At 40.5% G+C, this 18,778-nt stretch carries 18 protein-coding genes; 11 read left to right on the forward strand and 7 right to left on the reverse strand.

From position 1 onward, the window contains the following. Positions 1 to 4: 4 nt before the first annotated feature. A complete protein-coding gene (locus tag RMY31_RS28065; RefSeq protein ID WP_322657522.1) occupies positions 5 to 850 on the forward strand; it encodes a metal ABC transporter permease in 846 nt (281 codons plus the stop codon). A gap of 7 nt (positions 851 to 857) precedes the next feature. Here RMY31_RS28065 and RMY31_RS28070 read toward each other — a convergent pair whose 3' ends face one another. Next, positions 858 to 1,361: a hypothetical protein gene (locus tag RMY31_RS28070; protein ID WP_322657523.1), complete on the reverse strand. Its 504-nt coding sequence runs from the start codon at positions 1,359 to 1,361 to the stop codon at positions 858 to 860. 134 nt (positions 1,362 to 1,495) lie between these two features. Between RMY31_RS28070 and RMY31_RS28075 the strand changes: the two genes are divergently transcribed. From RMY31_RS28075 to RMY31_RS28100, 6 genes are all read left to right on the forward strand, one after another. Then, the gene (locus RMY31_RS28075) at positions 1,496 to 2,278 is read left to right on the forward strand and encodes an HAD family hydrolase (RefSeq protein ID WP_322657524.1); all 783 of its coding nucleotides are present in this window, start codon (positions 1,496 to 1,498) and stop codon (positions 2,276 to 2,278) included. Positions 2,279 to 2,340: 62 nt separating this feature from the next. Further along, the gene (locus tag RMY31_RS28080) at positions 2,341 to 3,528 is read left to right on the forward strand and encodes a DNA double-strand break repair nuclease NurA (protein ID WP_322657525.1); all 1,188 of its coding nucleotides are present in this window, start codon (positions 2,341 to 2,343) and stop codon (positions 3,526 to 3,528) included. A 584-nt stretch (positions 3,529 to 4,112) separates the two neighbouring features. Then, positions 4,113 to 6,824 (forward strand): PAS domain S-box protein, encoded by a 2,712-nt coding sequence (locus tag RMY31_RS28085; protein ID WP_322657526.1) that lies wholly within the window; start codon positions 4,113 to 4,115, stop codon positions 6,822 to 6,824. Positions 6,825 to 7,117: 293 nt separating this feature from the next. Next, entirely contained in the window at positions 7,118 to 8,125 is a 1,008-nt protein-coding gene (gene phnD / locus RMY31_RS28090) for a phosphate/phosphite/phosphonate ABC transporter substrate-binding protein (protein ID WP_322657527.1), read from the forward strand. Then, positions 8,122 to 9,888 carry a sensor histidine kinase gene (locus RMY31_RS28095; protein WP_322657528.1) on the forward strand — a complete coding sequence of 589 codons (1,767 nt, stop codon included), beginning with the start codon at positions 8,122 to 8,124 and terminating at the stop codon, positions 9,886 to 9,888. Before phnD ends, RMY31_RS28095 begins: the two co-directional genes overlap by 4 nt. A gap of 160 nt (positions 9,889 to 10,048) precedes the next feature. Next, the gene (locus RMY31_RS28100) at positions 10,049 to 10,354 is read left to right on the forward strand and encodes a DUF4090 family protein (protein WP_322657529.1); all 306 of its coding nucleotides are present in this window, start codon (positions 10,049 to 10,051) and stop codon (positions 10,352 to 10,354) included. Between the two features lie 60 nt (positions 10,355 to 10,414). Here RMY31_RS28100 and RMY31_RS28105 read toward each other — a convergent pair whose 3' ends face one another. Continuing rightward, entirely contained in the window at positions 10,415 to 11,869 is a 1,455-nt protein-coding gene (locus RMY31_RS28105) for a DUF3370 domain-containing protein (RefSeq protein ID WP_322657530.1), read from the reverse strand. A 195-nt stretch (positions 11,870 to 12,064) separates the two neighbouring features. On the opposite strand from RMY31_RS28105, the gene RMY31_RS28110 reads away from it, so the two are divergent. Continuing rightward, the gene (locus RMY31_RS28110; RefSeq protein ID WP_322657531.1) at positions 12,065 to 12,304 is read left to right on the forward strand and encodes a hypothetical protein; all 240 of its coding nucleotides are present in this window, start codon (positions 12,065 to 12,067) and stop codon (positions 12,302 to 12,304) included. Positions 12,305 to 12,342: 38 nt separating this feature from the next. Here the strand turns inward: RMY31_RS28110 and RMY31_RS28115 are convergent, their stop codons facing one another. The 3 genes from RMY31_RS28115 to RMY31_RS28125 form a co-directional block, all read right to left on the reverse strand. Continuing rightward, on the reverse strand, positions 12,343 to 12,774 hold the full coding sequence (locus tag RMY31_RS28115) for an NUDIX hydrolase (protein WP_322657532.1): 432 nt from the start codon (positions 12,772 to 12,774) through the stop codon (positions 12,343 to 12,345). An 8-nt stretch (positions 12,775 to 12,782) separates the two neighbouring features. Next, positions 12,783 to 13,235 carry a DUF3531 family protein gene (locus tag RMY31_RS28120; RefSeq protein ID WP_322657533.1) on the reverse strand — a complete coding sequence of 151 codons (453 nt, stop codon included), beginning with the start codon at positions 13,233 to 13,235 and terminating at the stop codon, positions 12,783 to 12,785. A gap of 123 nt (positions 13,236 to 13,358) precedes the next feature. After that, a complete protein-coding gene (locus tag RMY31_RS28125; RefSeq protein WP_322657534.1) occupies positions 13,359 to 14,300 on the reverse strand; it encodes a Sll0314/Alr1548 family TPR repeat-containing protein in 942 nt (313 codons plus the stop codon). A 323-nt stretch (positions 14,301 to 14,623) separates the two neighbouring features. Between RMY31_RS28125 and RMY31_RS28130 the strand changes: the two genes are divergently transcribed. Both RMY31_RS28130 and rsmG read left to right on the forward strand, forming a co-directional pair. Then, entirely contained in the window at positions 14,624 to 15,298 is a 675-nt protein-coding gene (locus RMY31_RS28130; RefSeq protein ID WP_322657535.1) for an ABC transporter ATP-binding protein, read from the forward strand. A gap of 84 nt (positions 15,299 to 15,382) precedes the next feature. Next, positions 15,383 to 16,132, forward strand: a complete 750-nt coding sequence (gene rsmG, locus RMY31_RS28135) for a 16S rRNA (guanine(527)-N(7))-methyltransferase RsmG (protein WP_322657536.1) — start codon at positions 15,383 to 15,385, stop codon at positions 16,130 to 16,132. Positions 16,133 to 16,194: 62 nt separating this feature from the next. Here rsmG and RMY31_RS28140 read toward each other — a convergent pair whose 3' ends face one another. Beyond that, positions 16,195 to 16,869, reverse strand: a complete 675-nt coding sequence (locus RMY31_RS28140; protein WP_322657537.1) for a rhomboid family intramembrane serine protease — start codon at positions 16,867 to 16,869, stop codon at positions 16,195 to 16,197. 127 nt (positions 16,870 to 16,996) lie between these two features. Continuing rightward, positions 16,997 to 17,716 carry a rhomboid family intramembrane serine protease gene (locus RMY31_RS28145; protein WP_322657538.1) on the reverse strand — a complete coding sequence of 240 codons (720 nt, stop codon included), beginning with the start codon at positions 17,714 to 17,716 and terminating at the stop codon, positions 16,997 to 16,999. Between the two features lie 164 nt (positions 17,717 to 17,880). Here RMY31_RS28145 and RMY31_RS28150 point away from each other — a divergent pair, with 164 nt between their 5' ends. After that, complete coding sequence (locus tag RMY31_RS28150; protein WP_322657539.1) at positions 17,881 to 18,474, forward strand: ACP phosphodiesterase; 594 nt, start codon at positions 17,881 to 17,883, stop codon at positions 18,472 to 18,474. The last annotated feature ends 304 nt before the right edge of the window (positions 18,475 to 18,778 follow it).

Consider the following 18,778-nt stretch of genomic DNA (forward strand, 5'->3'; position numbering starts at 1 on the left):
CCTTATGTTCCAAGCATTAATTGAACCGTTGCAGTACGGTTTCATGCAGCGATCGCTTGTGATTGCGATTTTAGTCGGTTTGTTGTGTGCAGTTGTGGGCAGCTATTTGATGGTGCAGCGACTAGCATTGCTAGGTGATGCTATTAGTCACTCGGTTTTACCAGGATTAGCGATCGCCTTTATGCTGGGGGCGAATATCTTTGTTGGGGCATTTATTGCAGGGGTTTTCAGTACAATGGCGATCGCTTGGATTAGAACGCGATCGCCAATTAAAGAAGATGCAGCAATGGGCATAGTTTTCTCAGCATTCTTTGCCCTTGGTATTACTCTCATTACTGTTATTCAAAAGGATAACAAAATAGACCTGAATCACTTTCTTTTCGGCAATATTCTCGGCGTTACCGTTGACGAAGTGCGCGACACCGCCATCATTGCTGCTGTTGTTTTAATAGTCGTTGTTTTAATATACAAAGAGCTTTTATTTTACACCTTTGACCCTTTGGGCGCTCAAGCTGCGGGTTTGCCGGTTAATCGCCTTAACTTTGGATTAATGTTACTGATTGCTTTAACGATTGTTGCCAGCATGAAAGCTGTAGGTGTCATCCTTGTATTATCACTTTTAATTACACCAGGAGCAACTGCTTATCTATTAGTTAAACGCTTGCACCAAGTCATGATTTTAGGTGCAGTAATTGGCGTTTTCTCTAGTATCAGTGGTATGTACCTCAGCTACTTTTATAATTTGCCCTCTGGCCCTGCGATCGTGTTAGTTGTATCGGGATTATTTTTGCTGGCATTACTATTTAGTCCCAAACATGGAGTTTTGATTCCAAGTGTAAATCAGAAATAGATTTTTTCTATTGATTGTACAACCCATAAGATGACTTGACTTCCCATTGTTCGCCAGTGCTTTCCAAATATAGCAAACTCCCATATTGGGGTGGCCCTGCTGGGCAATGGGCAGTTATTTGAATTAATGCCTGGGAAAAATCCTGAGAAAAGCCTGGGCGACTCAAAGTATAAAAAATAGACCATCCATAACCAGACTTGTCTCCAAGTTTGTCAAACTCTTCCTCAGAAATCAGAGTTACTTGAGGATTTGTAATAAATGGAGTTAATAAATAAGTTTGATTGTTCATCGAGATCCAATTCTCGTAAGTCTCTTTTTGCAAACTAGGAAAACCTGTAATCCTCATTCCATAAATTAACATTTCTGGAATACAAAGATTTTCCCAAGTGATATCCTTCAAAGAAGTTTTATTTATCAGATAATTATTCGACATTTCATGGAGAAATTCTCCTTCCATCTGTGAATGTTTAATTACAGCAGAAAAAACCTGTGGTTCGTGTTGCGATCGCATATTACTCTAAATGAGATTTTTCAAAATATAGCTCATAATATTTATTCCTAAAACTGACATGTTAATATATTTTTATACAAAAATTAATTCTAGTATCGAGTAAGCTGACAAAAGCAGTTTTCATCCTCAAAACAATGATAGCAAGTAGTCCCAGAATTTTAGCCCTAGACTTTGATGGAGTGATTTGCGACGGACTAATTGAATATTTTGAGGTAGCATGGCGCGCCTACTGTCAAATTTGGTCGCCTGCTAACGACACCCCACCAGATGATTTAGCTTTGAGATTCTATCGCTTGCGACCTGTAATTGAAACAGGTTGGGAAATGCCCGTTTTGATCGAAGCGTTAGTAGATGGAATTCCTGACGAAAAGATTCTTCAGGAATGGGTAACTATTGCCCCACAAATTTTGTTAGACAATAAATTACAGGCAAGAGAAATTGCTGCAAAACTAGATAACCTGAGGGACAAATGGATTACCACAGATTTAGATGGTTGGCTAAGTCTGCATAGATTTTATCCAGGAGTGGTGGAAAAAATTAAGGCGACTATTGATAGTGAAATCAAGTTATACATTATCACGACTAAAGAGGGGCGGTTTGTGGAACAGTTATTACAACAAGAAGGAGTTAATTTACCACCAGCAGCAATCTTTGGTAAAGAAGTCAAGCGCCCCAAATACGAAATTCTGCGAGAATTAATCCAGGCAGCAGAAAACCCTGTAAGTTTATGGTTTGTAGAAGATAGACTCAAAACATTGCAGTTAGTCCAACAGCAAACAGACCTTGAAGACGTAAAACTATTTCTGGCAGATTGGGGCTATAATACCCAAGCAGAAAGGAAAGCTGCCCAAAATGACCCACGAATTCAGCTATTAACACTTTCTCAGTTTGCCAAAAACTTTTCTGCTTGGCTTTAATTGACTAAGGCATGAGGAGTTAAATAAAATAACTCCTCACTGTTAACTCAGCACTCATATATATGCTTGACCTGACAAAACTAGCGCGACAAATGCAAGGTTTAAGTCAGCATCTTACTTTAGAAGCTGCTGCCAGTCGCCAGCGTTTAGAATTGGCGCAACAACATCTAAAAAATGCTTACAAATCTCAACAAGATTTAATCGATCGCCAGGAAAAATGGCGCGATCGCATTCTCTTTGCCAATGCTACCCCCATTGAGCCACTAGAAACCTGCATTGAGATTCCAGTTCCCCCTAAAATACATACCGTCATCGCTACCGACGGTTCGCAAATTGCCCCCAATCACCACGAAATTGCTTACTGTTATCTCCTGAACATTGGCAGAGTCGTCTTACACTACGGACAAAATCGCCACCCCTTACTCGATAGTTTGCCAGAAGTATTTTATCGCCCAGAAGATTTATACATGTCTCGGCAGTGGGGAATTAGAACTGAAGAATGGATGAGTTTCCGGCGTACCGCCAGTGAAGCAACGGTGTTAGCAGAACTTGCATGTTCTTCCTTTTCCCCCTCCGAGAAAGATATCCCCACCCTGGCAATGGTGGATGGTTCTTTAATTTACTGGTTTTTAGAACAGTTACCTATTGATGCACGCGATCGCATCTTACCCCCTGTTCTGGAAGCTTGGCAGCAGATGCGTGATGCTCAAATTCCTTTGATGGGCTATCTTAGCGCTTCCCGCAACGTTGAAGGCATGAACTTTTTACGTCTATTAGCTTGTACCCATCCAGTACCAGACTGTCTGAGTTTTTGCCCGAATCAGCTAGAAAAAGTTCCTTGTAAAGTTTTTGAACCTTTGCGAGATACTGCCCTTTGGGCAACCCAACTCAAACCAGGACAACGCGGCCCTCTATGGCGCAGTAATGCCCGAATTTTGGAACTCTATGGCGATCAAACCATCTACTTTTGCTATGTCCACGTTGGTACCGAAATTGCCCGCATAGAAGTTCCTGCATGGGTAGCTGAGAATGCAGCGATGTTCGATAGCGCAATGGGACTAATGCTAGCACAGGTACAAAAAGGATATGGCTATCCTGTAGCGATCGCGGAAGCGCATAATCAAGCAGTAGTGAGAGGTGGAGATAAAGCGCGTTTCTTTGCTCTCTTGGAAAGACAAATGATTAAAGCAGGTTTGAGAAATGTGGGAACTTCCTATAAGGAAGCCCGGAAGCGGGGGAGTATTGCTTAAATAAACTGTAGTTCTAAATGAACTGTGAAATCTTGTATTCAGGTTGTTAACTGTTAATAGTTACAGTCAACAGCTACCAATCATTTTTTTCATAACTGCAATAAGACTGCTATATATAAATTTTCAAATTTCATTTAGTGATATTTATTAAATGATGAATTTTTATCTAAATTACAGCTAAAACATATAGTCTCAACTTTAAGTATACATATATTTTAATAATCACTAAATTTTTTAAGTAAGCACTTTCACTGAATAAGACAGTGAATTAGTAAAACTCTCTAATAATTCATTTTATGTAACACTTCTTATCTTAAATTTTCAAGATAAACGTTTACTTTACAGTTTTTTAGGGAAATCTATATTTATGTAGATTATGTAGAGAATTGAGTAAACCAACAATATTTCTCATCTCTATATATTCAGGTAATTACGTATTTATTCGTATCCCGAACAGACCGTGAAAGTAGATTGGCTGGATATTGAGCTTGAGATAATTTTATGGGGATGCTTGTTCGAGCGGCGAAGACATTTTAACGTATACCGCTAACACCTATCAAAAAGGTTTGGTAAACCAAAAATTTATGAAACAAGCTATTGATGAGTACAAGCAAGTGGAAGAAAAATACTCTCGATTTTTCTCACTTTCCCTAGATTTGCTTTTTATAGCTAATTTTGATGGTTATTTTCTAGATTTGAACCCTGCATGGACAAAAATACTAGGTTGGTCAACTCAAGAATTGATTGGCAAACTATTTATCGAATTTGTTCATCCCGAAGACCGCGAAGCTACTCTTTTAGCAGCCCAAAACGTGACAAATTCTATAGATGCGATTTGTTTTGAAAACCGCTATCTTTGTCGGGATGGCTCCTACAAATGGTTATCATGGAATGCGACTCCGTTTCTTGAAGAGAAGTTATTTTATGCAGTAGCTCGTGATATCACTTTAAAGAAAGAAAATGAGATAACATTACAAAATTCTATCCGTGACTTAGAAGCTTTTAAATTTGCTTTAAATGCTCATTCACTAGTAGCTATAACTGATATAAAAGGGAGGATAACCTATGCTAATGACCTCTTTTGTGAAGTTTCTCAATATTCAAGAGAAGAACTTTTAGGGCAAGATCATCGTATTATTAATTCTGGTTATCATTCCCAAGAATTTTTTAGAAAATTGTGGCAAACTATTGCTCAAGGAAAAATCTGGAAAGGAGAAATAAAAAATAAAGCTAAAGACGGTTCTTTTTATTGGGTGGACACTCTCATTACCCCACTGTTGGGTTCCAATGGAAAACCCGAACAATATGTAGCAATTCGTACAGATATTACTCAGCGTAAGCTTTCAGAGTTAGCTTTATTAGAGCGATCGCGCCTATCAATCTTGAGTGCAGAAGTCAGTTTAGCTTTATCTCAAAGTGGTACGCTGCCAGAAATTCTCCAACATTGTACAAATACTATATCGCAGTACTTGGAGGTTGCTTTTGTTTGTATTTGGACTTTCGAGCGACAAACAAATCAGCTACAATTGCAAGCTGGCGTTCATTGCACGGATGTAACTTGTAATGCTTTGAGTAATACTCAAGATTTCCCTCATCACATGGTTTTAGCCAACAAATTTATTGGTGTGATGACTAACAATCATCAAGCTATTTTAAATGAAGAAGTCAGAATTAATAATCCACAAGAATTACTCAATGCCACATTCTCAAATTTTTTGTTTTCTGCCTATCCATTGATTGTAGAGCAACAATTAATCGGCATTGTAGCTTTGTTTAGCAAACAATTATTTACCGAACCGACTCATAACTTATTAAACTGGATTGCTAACAATATTGCCGTTGCCATCGACCGCATCTGGGCCAGAGAAGAACTCCTCAGCCGTCGAGAAGCTTTATTACTGGGTTTAGCAAGCCAAATTCGCAGTTCCCTTGACCTCGATACTATCTTGGAAACTGCCGTCAATGAAATCCGCAGCCTATTGCAAGTTGACCGCTGCTATTTCCTTCAGTACTTGCCCCATTCATCTCAACCCCGCCTTGCTATCACTCATGAAGCACGGAAACATAATTTACCCACTATGTTAGGTAATATTCCGCTGCAAAACAATGATTTTTTGAGAGAAACCCTTGTTAGTCAAGAGCTAGTTTGTATTGATGATATTAACAGGGAGTCCCAGATCGATCAAAATATGCAAGCACTCCTAAGTGAATTTGACATTACTTCTTGGCTGTTACTTCCAGTTAAAAGCCATTCTGAGGAATTTGGGGCAATTGTTTGCAGTCATTGCAGTGGCGAACGAATTTGGAGTAACAGTGACATTGGACTACTGCAAGCTGTTAGCGATCAACTGGCGATCGCGATCGATCATGCCCAACTTTATACTCAAAGTCGTGCTGCAACGCTAGCCGCTCAAACCCACGCAGAAAAACTCACTGAAGCATTGTATAAGTTACAGCAAACTCAATCTCAACTGATTCAGCACGAAAAAATGTCTAGTTTAGGACAATTAGTAGCTGGAGTTGCCCATGAAATCAACAATCCAGTTAACTTTATTCATGGCAACTTAACTTATGCTAACGAATATTTTCAAGAATTGCTAAACCTTGTACAACTCTATCAAGAAGACTACCCTAATCCAACAATAAAAATTCAAGAATTTTCTGAAGGAATTGACTTAGATTTTATTATTGATGACTTATCGAAAATTCTGTCATCAATGAAGATGGGTACTAATCGTATTCGTGAAATTGTTCTTAGTCTGCGAAACTTTTCTCGCCTTGATGAAGCAGAGAAAAAGTTAGTTAACATTCACGAAGGAATTGAGAATACTTTGCTGATTTTGCATCATCGATGGAAAGATAACGGGCATGGAATTGGTATATCTTTCATTAAAGAATACGGAAACTTACCTTTAGTCGATTGTTATCCTGGGCAGCTTAATCAGGTATTTATGAATATTCTGACTAATGCAATTGACGCTTTAGAAGAGTCAACGTTCAATAAAAAAATAGATAACAAACAATTGACAATTGATAAACCCCAAATTCGGATTAGTACTGAATTAGATAACAATTTTGTCTTAATTCGGATTGCTGATAACGGTTATGGGATGACAGAAGAAGTTATAACGCGTTTATTCGACCCATTTTTCACCACTAAGCCCGTGGGTAAAGGAACAGGTTTAGGACTCTCAATTAGCTATCAAATTATCGTAGAAAAACACAGTGGCACTTTGAAATGTCTATCAGAAATAGGAAAAGGTACAGAATTTTTTATTAAGATTCCAGTAAAATGAAATTAAATAAAAATACAGAATTCGTGGGACTAAATCTAAATCCTCCACGCTCTTGATTCTGACTACTGAATTCTTATTCAAACCTTGAAATTACCTAAAAAGTTGTATTTACACTTGCAACTGTTACCTTCACATTTTTTTGGGAAATATATATTTAACCGAGTCTATAGACTCGGTATTTTTGGGCTATCTATAATTTGCATAATTTTATGGATAAATGCGTAGACACACAGAGGTTGATCCCTAAACATTGCTCATTCAGTAAAAACAGAGTTTTGTATTTAGCAGTGGTTATGGTATTGGTGGGCACAGGCTGCACTGGAAAGGTAGCTGGTCATTCTCAGACTCTTGCAGATAGTACCTCGACTAGTAGCAAATATCGTTTATCTACTTTAAAAATTGGCGTGCTACCTACGCAAACTCTAACAGAGCAAGAACAGATGATTAAACCTCTAAAAGAATACTTGGAGAGGTCTTTTGGGCAACGCATTGATAACGAATCGCCACCAAATATCTTGGGGGGACAAGGAAGGCAAGAGAGACAAGGAGGGATTCCCTCCGGGCGAACTTCGGGAACACAGAGAGTACAATCGATGAGCGTAACTTCTTTTGATTTCCAGATTGCCAAGGATTACGAGGAAATCATTGACTGGCTAGTAAAGGGTAAGCTCGATATGGCTTATTTGTCGCCTTTGGCCTATCTTGAGGCGGTAGACCGGGGTGCTAAAGTTGAACCATTAGTTGCTGCGATCGATATAGATACGCGACAACCTTGGTATCGGGCCTGCATTATCGTTAAACAAGACAGTCCTATCAAAACCTTGAAAGACCTTAAAGGCAGACGCATAGCTTTTGTGGACAAATCATCAACCTCCGGGTATTTAATGCCAGTGGCGACTTTCAATCAAATTGGTATTGATTCCCAGCAGGATTTTGCTCAAGTCCTCTATGCTGGCAGCCATAGCAAGAGTTTGGCAGCACTAGAAGATGGGATCGTTGATGCTGCGGCGACTAATGTTTCCTCTTACCTGAAGCGGCAAAAAAGCGGCAAGCTAACACCTGAAAACTCCAGAGTTTTGTGGGAATCTGCTCCCATACCTAATTCCCCAATAGTAGTATCTCAGAAACTACCTCCTGAAGTCATCCTAGAGTTGAAGCAGGCTTTTATTAGTAGCCCAGATGGCATTGAGGATATTATGGGAATCGAGTCAACAGGGTACACCCTGGTTATCCCTTCAGATTACGCTCCTATTCAGCGACTCCGCAAAAATATCAAATTAAGTTCTATTACGTCACAATGAAAATATCTACAAAGTTTTTCACAGGTGCGACTGTATCTGTCGGACTCATAGTAGCTGTTCTCATTGGCAATACTGTAGTTGTTCAGCAGATTAGACAGATTATTCGTGAGAAAGTCAATCAAAGCACTGAAACTGTCAAAGTTGCTCTAGCAGCAGAAAATGCTTTGAAGTCTGAAATTATTGAACTTAAAGATGCTGTCCTACTTAAGAGTGAGGATGCAGGTAGGGTCAACTCTACAAAACAGTTTCTAGACTCGCTTAATCAGTTAGAACATTTGCTCCCAGAAGCTCCAGAAATTTCGGTGATTCGTCGCCGTCACGAGTTTCTGAGCCAGATAGCAACTCAACTAACCAACTTGAATTCTAGTAAAACCTATCTAGAAGATTCTCAACAGTCTTTCAGAGCCATAAATTCGTTTAGTAGAGATATTGAGTTGTTCCTCAACAAGCTGATTGAACGTAATAATCAACAGCGCCTCGTGATTGAAGATCAGTTGCAAAGTCTCTATCAGGTGCAGAGAATTATCTCTTTTATAGTTGTGCAAATAATTTTAATTTTATTTATTGGTAAGTTTATGGTGATTTGGCGGCCAATGCTCAAGTCTTTGCAGAACTTACAGGTAGGAACCGCAGAAATTGCCGCAGGAAACTTAGACTATCGTCTCGATATTCGGACGGGGGATGAAGTTGAAGACCTTGCTCAAGCATTTAACCACATGGCAGTAAAACTAGCCCAATCTCGTGAAACATTGCTGAAGAACACTGAATTAACACAGATGAACCAACGTCTGGAGGTGGAAATTTCTGAACGCAAACAGGCAGAGGCAGAACTACAAAAAACTTTTAAAGAACTCCAAAGCACTCAAGCTCAACTGATTCAAACCGAGAAAATGTCTAGCTTGGGTCAACTGGTGGCGGGGATAGCACATGAAATTAATAATCCTATAAATTTTATCCACGGTAATATCACTCACACCCATAAATATACCCAAGAACTGCTAGAGCTAGTACACTTATACCAAGAACAATTCCCCAATCCCGGAGAGAAGATTGAAGAAAAGTTGGAGGACATTGACTTGGAGTTTCTGTTGGACGATCTACCGAAAATCCTCAGTTCCATGAAAATCGGATCTGTGCGAATTCAGCAGATTGTTTTGTCTTTACGCAGTTTCTCTCGTCTGGATGAAGCAGACATGAAAGAGGTAAATATTCATGAGGGCATTGATAGTACGCTATTAATTTTGCAGAATCGACTGAAAGTAAAACCAGAGTGTTCCAATATTGAAATTATTAAAGAGTATGGCCAGCTGCCTTTGGTAGAGTGCTATCCAGGGCAGTTAAATCAAGTGTTTCTGAACATTATTAATAATGCGATTGATATCTTAGAACAGTCAAAAGTCAACAATTCTGAACTATCGACTATCGACTATCGACTCTTGGCTAAACCGCAGATTCTGATTCATACCCAAGTTGCTAGCAATAATCGAGTAGTAGTGCGAATCGCTGACAATGGCCCTGGTATGACCGAAGAGGTTAAGCAGAAGTTATTTGACCCTTTCTTTACTACTAAACCTGTCGGTCAGGGAACAGGGCTAGGTTTGTCGGTTAGCTATCAGATTGTTGTGCAGAAACACTGCGGAGTACTGCGGTGTGAGTCAGAATTGGGAAAAGGATCTGAATTTTGGATTGAGATTCCCTTGCGACAGGAGCAAAAACAGGTAGTATTTAAAACTGCATCGGAAAAGCTACGGGCGATCGCCTAAACTCAGTAGAAGGCAGCCCCAATGAAAAATTTACCCTTGGCGTGAGGACTCGCGCTTCACTGCGCTATCGATGAAAAGCTTCAAGACGGCGGCTAACTAAGCAATATGCATGAAAGAGGAACTGGTAAAATTTACCTGTAGCACATAAGAGAAAATTGCCATGCCTGCTGAAACGAACCAAGTAGATTCCACAACTAAAGGTGCTGATGCTATTGATGAAGCGATCGCCCAAGGAATAGATTTTGATGGTACTCCAATTCCATCTGCAAAGCTAGAGTTATATAACAGAGTCATGGCATTGGAAGCAAATAGACAACGCAGCGGTGTTTCCAATACTATGCGATCGCGTATTGTGCGAATTGGTGCAAAGCACATTCCCCAACCAGAACTCGATAAACTGCTGGAAGAAGCAGGTTTTGCACCCCTCAAAGACAAAGAAATAGCCTTTTTTTACAGCGGCAAATAAAGTTAGAAGTCAGGAGTAGAGACACGATTAATCGCGTCTCTACTCCTAACGTTTTATTATTCACTTTTCCAAAGTTCTGACAGTCAGGACTTGAGGTGGTGTGGAATCTGGTGGATAAATAAAATCTACCTGCACCTGACGCTGAGTTGAGGGTGGCATTACAACCTGCAACAAAGGGTCTAAAACTTGACCAGTTCTGTGCCATAAATGCACGTAGCGAGTCTTTTGTTGTCCTTGGTCGTTAATATAACGTAACCGTACTGTGCCTCGGAAAAATGGAAAATCGAGGGATGGTTTACGAAAACGTACACCACCTTGAGATAACTTATTTTCCTTCAGAGGTGTTTCTAGGGTAACGGTAACAGTTTGGGTTTGGTTGGTAGGATTGCTTAAAGGTAGGCTGAGATCGTATTCTACACCATAGTTACCGTGGGCTTCGTATGCTGTATCGGCATAGCGTACCAACATCTTCGCCGTCTGGATTTGTTCAGTACCCAATTGACCACCCCGCAAAGTATCTAAAGTATAAGAAATACCTTTGCCACGCTGAGGAATTGTTATTGTGGCTTTAGAGTTATCCACCAGCGTTGCTTGCCATTGAGAACCTTGAGAAACACCAGCTACACGTCCATAAATTAATGCCCCACTAGTAGCGTTTGGCGGTGTTGGCGTTTTATCTCGCGGCCCGGCGAAGTTGCCAGTATTCAGTAAAGCTTGCCATTCTGCAAGAGTGGGAGCGCGATCGCGAAGCGTGCCGTCCGGCATCTCGCTACCATTAGGATTTTTCTTAGCAAACATTGCCAAACTAGCTGTGTAAACTTTGCCGCTACTACGCAACCGTATAAAGCTAGACCGACCATTTACTGGCTTTTCCAGATTTCGCACTGGAATCGGATGATTTAGTAACATACGGCTTTGTCCGGCGGGAATTACTAGCTTTGCCGGAAAATCAGCTTGACGGACACCTCTAAGTACATCGCCAGCAGCGCGATCGCCTGGCCCTGAGTAAGTCTTACCATCATTATTTTCAATATAAGGAGGTAAGGTGACAAAGGGTGCATCTTGCATCAAATAACTCGCCGCTTGTAACACATCTACTGTCACAGGTTTTTTACCAGGGTTTTGCAGAATTACACCTAAGTAAAGTGTTTGTAAATCTTTAGGAGTGTGGGTATAGTGGTGGGCAAATAAGTCAAAGCGTCCTTGAAAAGCAAAATTGAGGTGCGCTGCTGGAAATTTTTTACCATTTGGCGGAAAGGTAGAAAGTAGAATACCCTCAGTTTTTATCCATTCTGGACTGTTGCTGTTGAAAACAGGTATGGTATCCAACTTTCCAGGTAAAGCGCGTACTTCCCCAGGTTGCACAATCTCTTGGGGTGCTGGCTTCGGTGAAGTTTGGGCAACTGCTGAATTATCACTAGGACGATGTGAGTTGAAACTTGTGCATCCAATGCTTTGGGTAATAGCAAGTCCTAATAAAAGTATGAATACAGGCGATGCTAGTTTAGCTGACATAAATTTAATTTTTAAGGAAGCTTTAGTGTCAAAGTTGACCCATTATAACTACAATTTCATAGAAGTAAATTGCAGATTGATCGTGGAGCGAGCGCTTTCTATCTGCTGATATTGCCATTCTTGTAGTAACTAATTGATGTACTCAAATTGGCTTACCCTAAGGCTATAATTATATTTCTGAAAATGACTAAATCTGTGGCTGAATTAGAAGATAATGAGTGCCACGAAACCAGAACTTTCCCTAAAACAAGACTTCATAAAGTGACAGGTATTAAACAAGCAATATACCGCGCCGATATAGATAAAATATCCGGATGGAGAATCCATCTTCAATACAGTGAAAGGCAAATTTATTTAAAAGATATTATAGAAGGTCAAGAACATGATGATGTTGTTGTTAAAGTAATTAAATCTAAAAAGAATAGATATGAGTAGTTTAACTAATTTGTAATAATAAATTTACAATCATAAATTTACAAATATTCAAAAAAAACTTCTGGTACTAATCTTAATTCCCCAGATTTAAAGCGAGAAATATTTATCCACAATGCTTTATGGTGATGGTTTACAGACTCAGAAAACATTAAGCTTTCCAATTGATAAAACTTGGGTTCGGCAAAGTCGCATTGATAAAGTTGAATAATTTCGTGACCTTGCCTACCATTGAATATAAACAGATTTTCGATACAACCCAAATAGCGAATATTCGTTAAGTCTGCCTGAATCTCTTCTTGGAATTCTCTTGCTAAAGCGTCGCGGCTGGTTTCGCCAAAGTCAACGCCACCACCTAAAGCCCGATAAAAAGTATCTTGCTTTACTGGGTCGTACCCTTCAGAAACAAAAATCCGATCGCCATCCCGAATCAGGCCCAAGACTAACACTCGAATTTCGCCTGGTTTGTTCATTGTTAAAACTAATTATCGTAAATAGAGTAAGACCGACTGTCACTGTCCTCGACAGGCCAATCTTCATTTTCGCCGCCAATGTACAAATCTTCAATAGTGACATATTCCTCACCGATCTGAGTCAAGGCGTTGATTAGAATATCAAGGGCGATCGCATCACTGGTTCCCAAGTCAAACCAACAACGCGCCCACTGTCCCTCATATTCAAACTCACCCATGTTGTGCATCAGCGCAAGCAAGCTTTTATCATATCCTTGGGGGTCATAATCCATGTAGCTGATATCGAGTCCGGTTTCCTGCACTTGGAGATTTTCAGCATTAAATGCACCCAACTTGCCCAGATAAAACCAGGAATTAAAAACCTCTTCTACATATTGCTTTTCACGTCCAGAAGGAACAGTACTGAACTTCACCCAAATCCAGACATCAAAAGGATTAAACTCACGGAACTGAATGTGCATTGCAGTCAAATATGAAAGTTTGTGTTGCTTACAACCAATTTTAGAGTAGTAAGGGCATGAGGTAGATGAGGGGGACAAGGGGGATAAGCAATACCCAGTCCCCAATCCCCAATCCCTAATCCCCTACCTTCCCACCTCAGCAAGGCGATTAACAGCACCGCCGCGTTCACTCTGTATTTGTTTTACCAAACCAGATGGGAGTTGGGATTTTTTACTCAAGGCTTTGTCAAAATTAGCGATCGCTTCTTGAATTAGTTGCTGGCTATTTTCTTTTTGCCCTTGTTCTTTGAGGATTTGAGCCTTGAGATAATAAAGTTCTGGGTTATTAGATGTTGCCTGTAAAGCACGGTTGGTATAATCTAACGCTTGAGAGTACTGTTTTAAATCTCGATAAGCAATAGCAATACCTCGATTCGCTAAATATTGAGGAGCAGCATTTGTCTCTAAGCGTGCGATCGCTTCATCAGGATTAGCAAAAGGTAGACTGACAGCTAGCATCAAATCCATATAACCCTTGAGTAAATTCAATTCTGGATCTTTAGGAGAAATTGCTTCTGCTTTATCTAAATATTGATAGACTTGCCGTAGCCGACTTAAAGCTTGTGGCGCACCTTTGACTGTACCTTCACGAGTGAGAATTACCGCTCCCTCAAAAAAATAACCGACAGCAGTGTATAAATTTCCACGCAATTCGTCACTAGCAATCAGCTTTTGTCCGGTTTCTAGGGTTTTCTTGCTGTAATTGTCTAATGCAGGCATATCTTTTTTCATATATGCCAAGGATGCCCTCATAGCATAGGCTAGAGGTTCATCTGGTTCGCGGGATAATGCTTCTTTGAGATAACGCTCTGCTGCTGGATAATCCCCTTGTTCAAAAATTGCCTTAAAAGCTGCTTCTGTCTTGTCACCAATTTGATGAGGTTCGCTAGTCCGAAACGGATCGCCAGCCAGAGATGGATTTACCGATAAATTCAGTGCGATCGCAACTGCAAAAGTTGCCTGACCAACCTTTCCAGCAAGTCTGGTAAACACCATTGATTGAGGATTAGAAAACCATTTAGACATTGTTACCCTCAGAATAATTGCGGTTGTAATAGTTGTATGCGTTACTTAAAATGCAAAAAATGGTTAAGTCTAACTTGTGTTGGTTCTAGCCAAAATATTCTATACAGGTTGACTTCAGTAATTTTTTCAAGTTCCCATAATTGTTGTAGCTATTGTTAAAGGGTAGTCTGCCACAATGGAAAAAGAAGGATAATTCTTGGTGCTAGATTAAGGTTTGAACGCAGATAATGCGCTGTAAATCTTTGCAGAATTTCCAAGTTGCTCTCAGTGTAGTTAATAGTAGTTAATTCAGTTCTTCGCCAATTATTTGGTAATCTTAACAAATGCTCTATCTCAGAAATCTGATTTATCATCCGACAGCCTGCCCAACAGCAATTCTCAAATCAATTAATCTGGAACTAGCACCCCAACAACTGGGCCTAATTATTGGCCCTAGTGGTTCTGGCAAAAGTACCTTACTAGAAATTTTATCTGGATTAGCCGAACCAACCTCTGGTGGAGTCTTCTGGCGAGAACAAGCACTCATCGCCGAGCAGCTACAACAATTAGCTGGGTTGGTGTTTCAGTTTCCAGAACGGCACTTTTGCGGTGGTACGATTTTAGAAGAATTGCGTTTGGGGCATCCTGAGTTAGGGTCAGAACGAGTCAGACAGGCACTAACTGAAGTGGGATTAGAACATTTATCTCTCTCGGCAGCACCTTATGCTTTGAGTGGTGGTCAGCAGCGACGTTTAGCCTTGGCAGTGCAATTGATTCGCCAGCCCAATTTATTGCTATTGGATGAACCGACAGCCGGATTAGATTGGTCAATGCGCCGGCAACTAGTAAGCTTATTGGCGAAACTGAAACAAGATTGGACGCTGTTGGTGGTGACACACGATGCTGGGGATTTATTGGCGATCGCAGATAGTTGCTGGACACTCAATCATGGAGAATTAAAATCAGTCGATCCAGCATTACTAGTAGCTAAAGTTAAAGAACCGCAACCGGCAGTATGAGAGGGGAGCAGGGGAGACGCAATGACGCGGAGAATAAGAGAAATAAGTATTAACTACTGACAACTGACTTCTGACTCCTCACTTATGACTAACTTCACCACTCCCCTACTGCCGGAAATGGCAGAAATATGGCAACAAACTCTAAATTGGCAACCAAATAGCCAACAACAGGTACAATTCCAGCAGCTTTATGAGTTAATCCTAAAAGGGAATCGTCAGTTGAATTTAACTCGCATCACTGACCCACAAGAGTTTTGGGAAAAACATCTTTGGGATTCTTTACGAGGAATTGCGCCACAGGGGCAATTTATCCCGTCTCTTCAAGAGGGTGCGTCTGCAATTGATATTGGCACAGGTGCAGGTTTTCCAGGTGTTCCAGTAGGAATTGTTGTACCCAATTGCAAAATTACACTGATGGATTCAACTAAGAAAAAAATTACTTTTCTGGAAAAAGTATTAACTGAACTTGCTTTAACCAATGCAAAAACTATTGTTGGTAGAGCCGAAGAAATAGGACAGCAATCCCAGTGCCGACAAACCTACGACCTTGCTCTCATCCGCGCTGTCGGAGCAGCTTCTGTATGTGCAGAATATGCCCTACCATTACTCAAACAAGGTGGTTTAGCTGTCATCTACCGTGGTAATTGGACAGAAGAGGAAACAACTTCTTTACAAAATGCTGTTACTCAGCTAGGTGGCGTTGTTGAATCAATCGAAAGATTCAGCACTCCTCTAAGCACAAGCATCCGTCACTGTTTGTACTTACGTAAGGTAGAAATTACCCCCGCTAAGTTTCCCCGTCCTGCTGGGATACCCACTCAAAAGCCACTGTGACAAAAGGGGAGTTTGGAGTTTGGAGTCAGTAGTTATTCTCTTTATCCCCCCTTGTCCCTTTTCTAATAGTCGCGCCTAAACAACCCAAACAAAGGAGCGAGAATCATCCCAAAAACAAAACCACCTATATGTGCCCAGTAAGCTACTCCACCTGCTTCCACACTCATATTGGCGGCTGCTTGCAGGCTGGCTAGACCGGATATAACATTCTGGACAAAGAAAATCCCGATCATTAACATTGCCGGAACGCTGATTGTAGTTGCGAAAAAACCCAAGAAAATTAGGGTCGTGATTCTGGCGTGAGGGAAGCGAATAATATACGCACCCAAAACTCCAGAAATCGCACCACTCGCACCTAAAGAAGGAATTTCCGAATACATACCAATAAACCACTGGCACAAGGCCGCTAAAGCACCACACGCTAAATAAAAAATCAAATATTTGAAATGACCCAAGCGTTCTTCAATATTGTTGCCAAAGACCCAGAGAAATACCATATTCGATATTAAATGCCACCAACCGCCATGTAAAAATTGCGATGTAAATAATGTTGTCCACTCGCCGGCTAAGTTAGTGGTTAACTGTTCTGGTACTACCGCATAAAGCTGGAAAAACTGCTCTAACTGTCTATTTGACAGACTAACTTCATGAAGAAAAACTAGAATGTTCATTCCAATCAACCCGTAAGTGAAATACGGGGTGATTCGCGTCGGGTTTTCGTCGTAAAGGGGAAACACAGGTGTTTTTTGCTAATTATCCACTAACTGCAATATAGCTTGTGTGGCTGGTAGCTAATGAGTTTTACGTCAATTCACTCTTGAAATCAAACAGCTATCAGGCAAGCTCTCGTGATACCCCAAAAAATTATTTATACCAAGATTCTTCTTGAGTTTTATCGCTAAATAAACCCAACAACGGTCCAAGAATCGCTCCAAAAAGGAAGCCGCCTGCATGTGCCCAGTAAGCGATACCACCGCTTTCCATACCGATATTAGTAGGTGTTTCTAGACTAGCAACTCCGTAAAAAGCCTGCTGGAGAAACCAAAACCCTAGAAAGAAATATGCGGGGACGCGGAAAGTAGGGAAGAAGATCCCCAAAGGTACTACACCGAGAATTTCAGCTAAAGGAAAACGGAGAATATATGCTCCCATGACACCAGCGATCGCACCACTCGCCCCCAAGGAAGGAATGTTAGAATTTTGGGCAAAGTACCATTGGGTTAAAGATGCCAAAACACCACAACTCAAATAGAAAAGCAAAAATTTGGCATGACCTAACTTATCTTCAACGTTGTTACCAAAAATCCAGAGAAACAACATGTTACCAGCTAGGTGCAACAAACCACCGTGCAAAAATTGGGAGGTAATTAATGTTGCCCACTCTGGTACTGGTTGATTAATAGAAACACCAGCAAAGCTGAGGCTGAGTTCTCGGGGGACTACAGCTGTAAGATGTAAAAACCCATTCAATGCTTGCGGGGGAAGACTTGCTTCATAAATAAAAGCTAGGACATTAGCAGCAATCAGTCCATAGGTCACATAAGGCGTGATTGTGATGGGATTATCATCTCTAATTGGAACCACGGGCGTTTTTCCTGATTTTTAAGACTCCAGCCCCAAAGTACTGAATTCTGCTAGTATTTACTTCTACCTCGTGGATAGATTTGGGTTCATTCCAATGGTACTTAAGATGTGCGATCGCTTTACTAAGTTATAGACAAAGCTCCAGGTAATTTTGTATTTAACCAATGAACTGGCTCGCCCACTTGTTTTTGTCTGAACCTAATGTTGAGAGTAGGTTAGGTAATCTCCTAGCCGACATTGTTAAGGGATCAGCTCGCCGGACATTAAATTCTCATCTCCAGCGAGGAATTGAATGCCATCAAGTAATTGATCGATTTACAGACGCTCACATAATTGTGCAACGCTCTAAAGAGCGCATTGACTTAAACTACAGGCGATTTTCTGGAGTACTAGTAGATGTTTTTTACGACCACTTCCTGGCGAAGAATTGGTCTGATTATTCTAATGTGACTCTTGATGAATTTACAGCAGAGATTTACGAGTCGTTTCAAGCTTATCAAGGCCAGATACCCGCGATCGTTAGTGAAGTAATTAATCGCGTGGCAACTGAAGACTGGTTGGGTTCTTATCGTAATGTGATAGGTGTAGAAAATACTTTAGGAAGGATATCAAAGCGGCTATCAAAAAAATTGAACAGGTCTTTCACACTAACCGAGGCTGTCAGTGAACTAATAACCCACTATGATGCGCTTGAAGATGATTTTCAAGAATTCTTTCCAGAATTATTTTCTCATGTGCATAATTGGTATCTCGCCTAGTTAATCTTCCTCTTTTAATCTTAGATTTATGTGCTATGAGTAAGCTTGTTTTTGGTTTAGTTGTATAGGTGCAAGATGTGAGTCTGCGAACACAGGAGTGAATCTAAAACAGAACACGAGCTATCTTGTTAGAGGGTAGTTCTGTATCACCATCTAAAACTAATAGACATTTCCAATAACTATCAAAGCCTTTATGTGACTAGCTTTTAGGGTGCAAATGCAAGCATTGCGAATCAACTAGTCTATATGAGCAAATAAGGGTTTGAGATATTTATTGTAGAGAACAAGACCAAAATATATGGTG

It is taken from the genome of Dendronalium sp. ChiSLP03b (assembly GCF_034531165.2).
In the GTDB taxonomy this organism is placed as follows: Bacteria; Cyanobacteriota; Cyanobacteriia; order Cyanobacteriales; family Nostocaceae; genus Dendronalium; species Dendronalium minutum.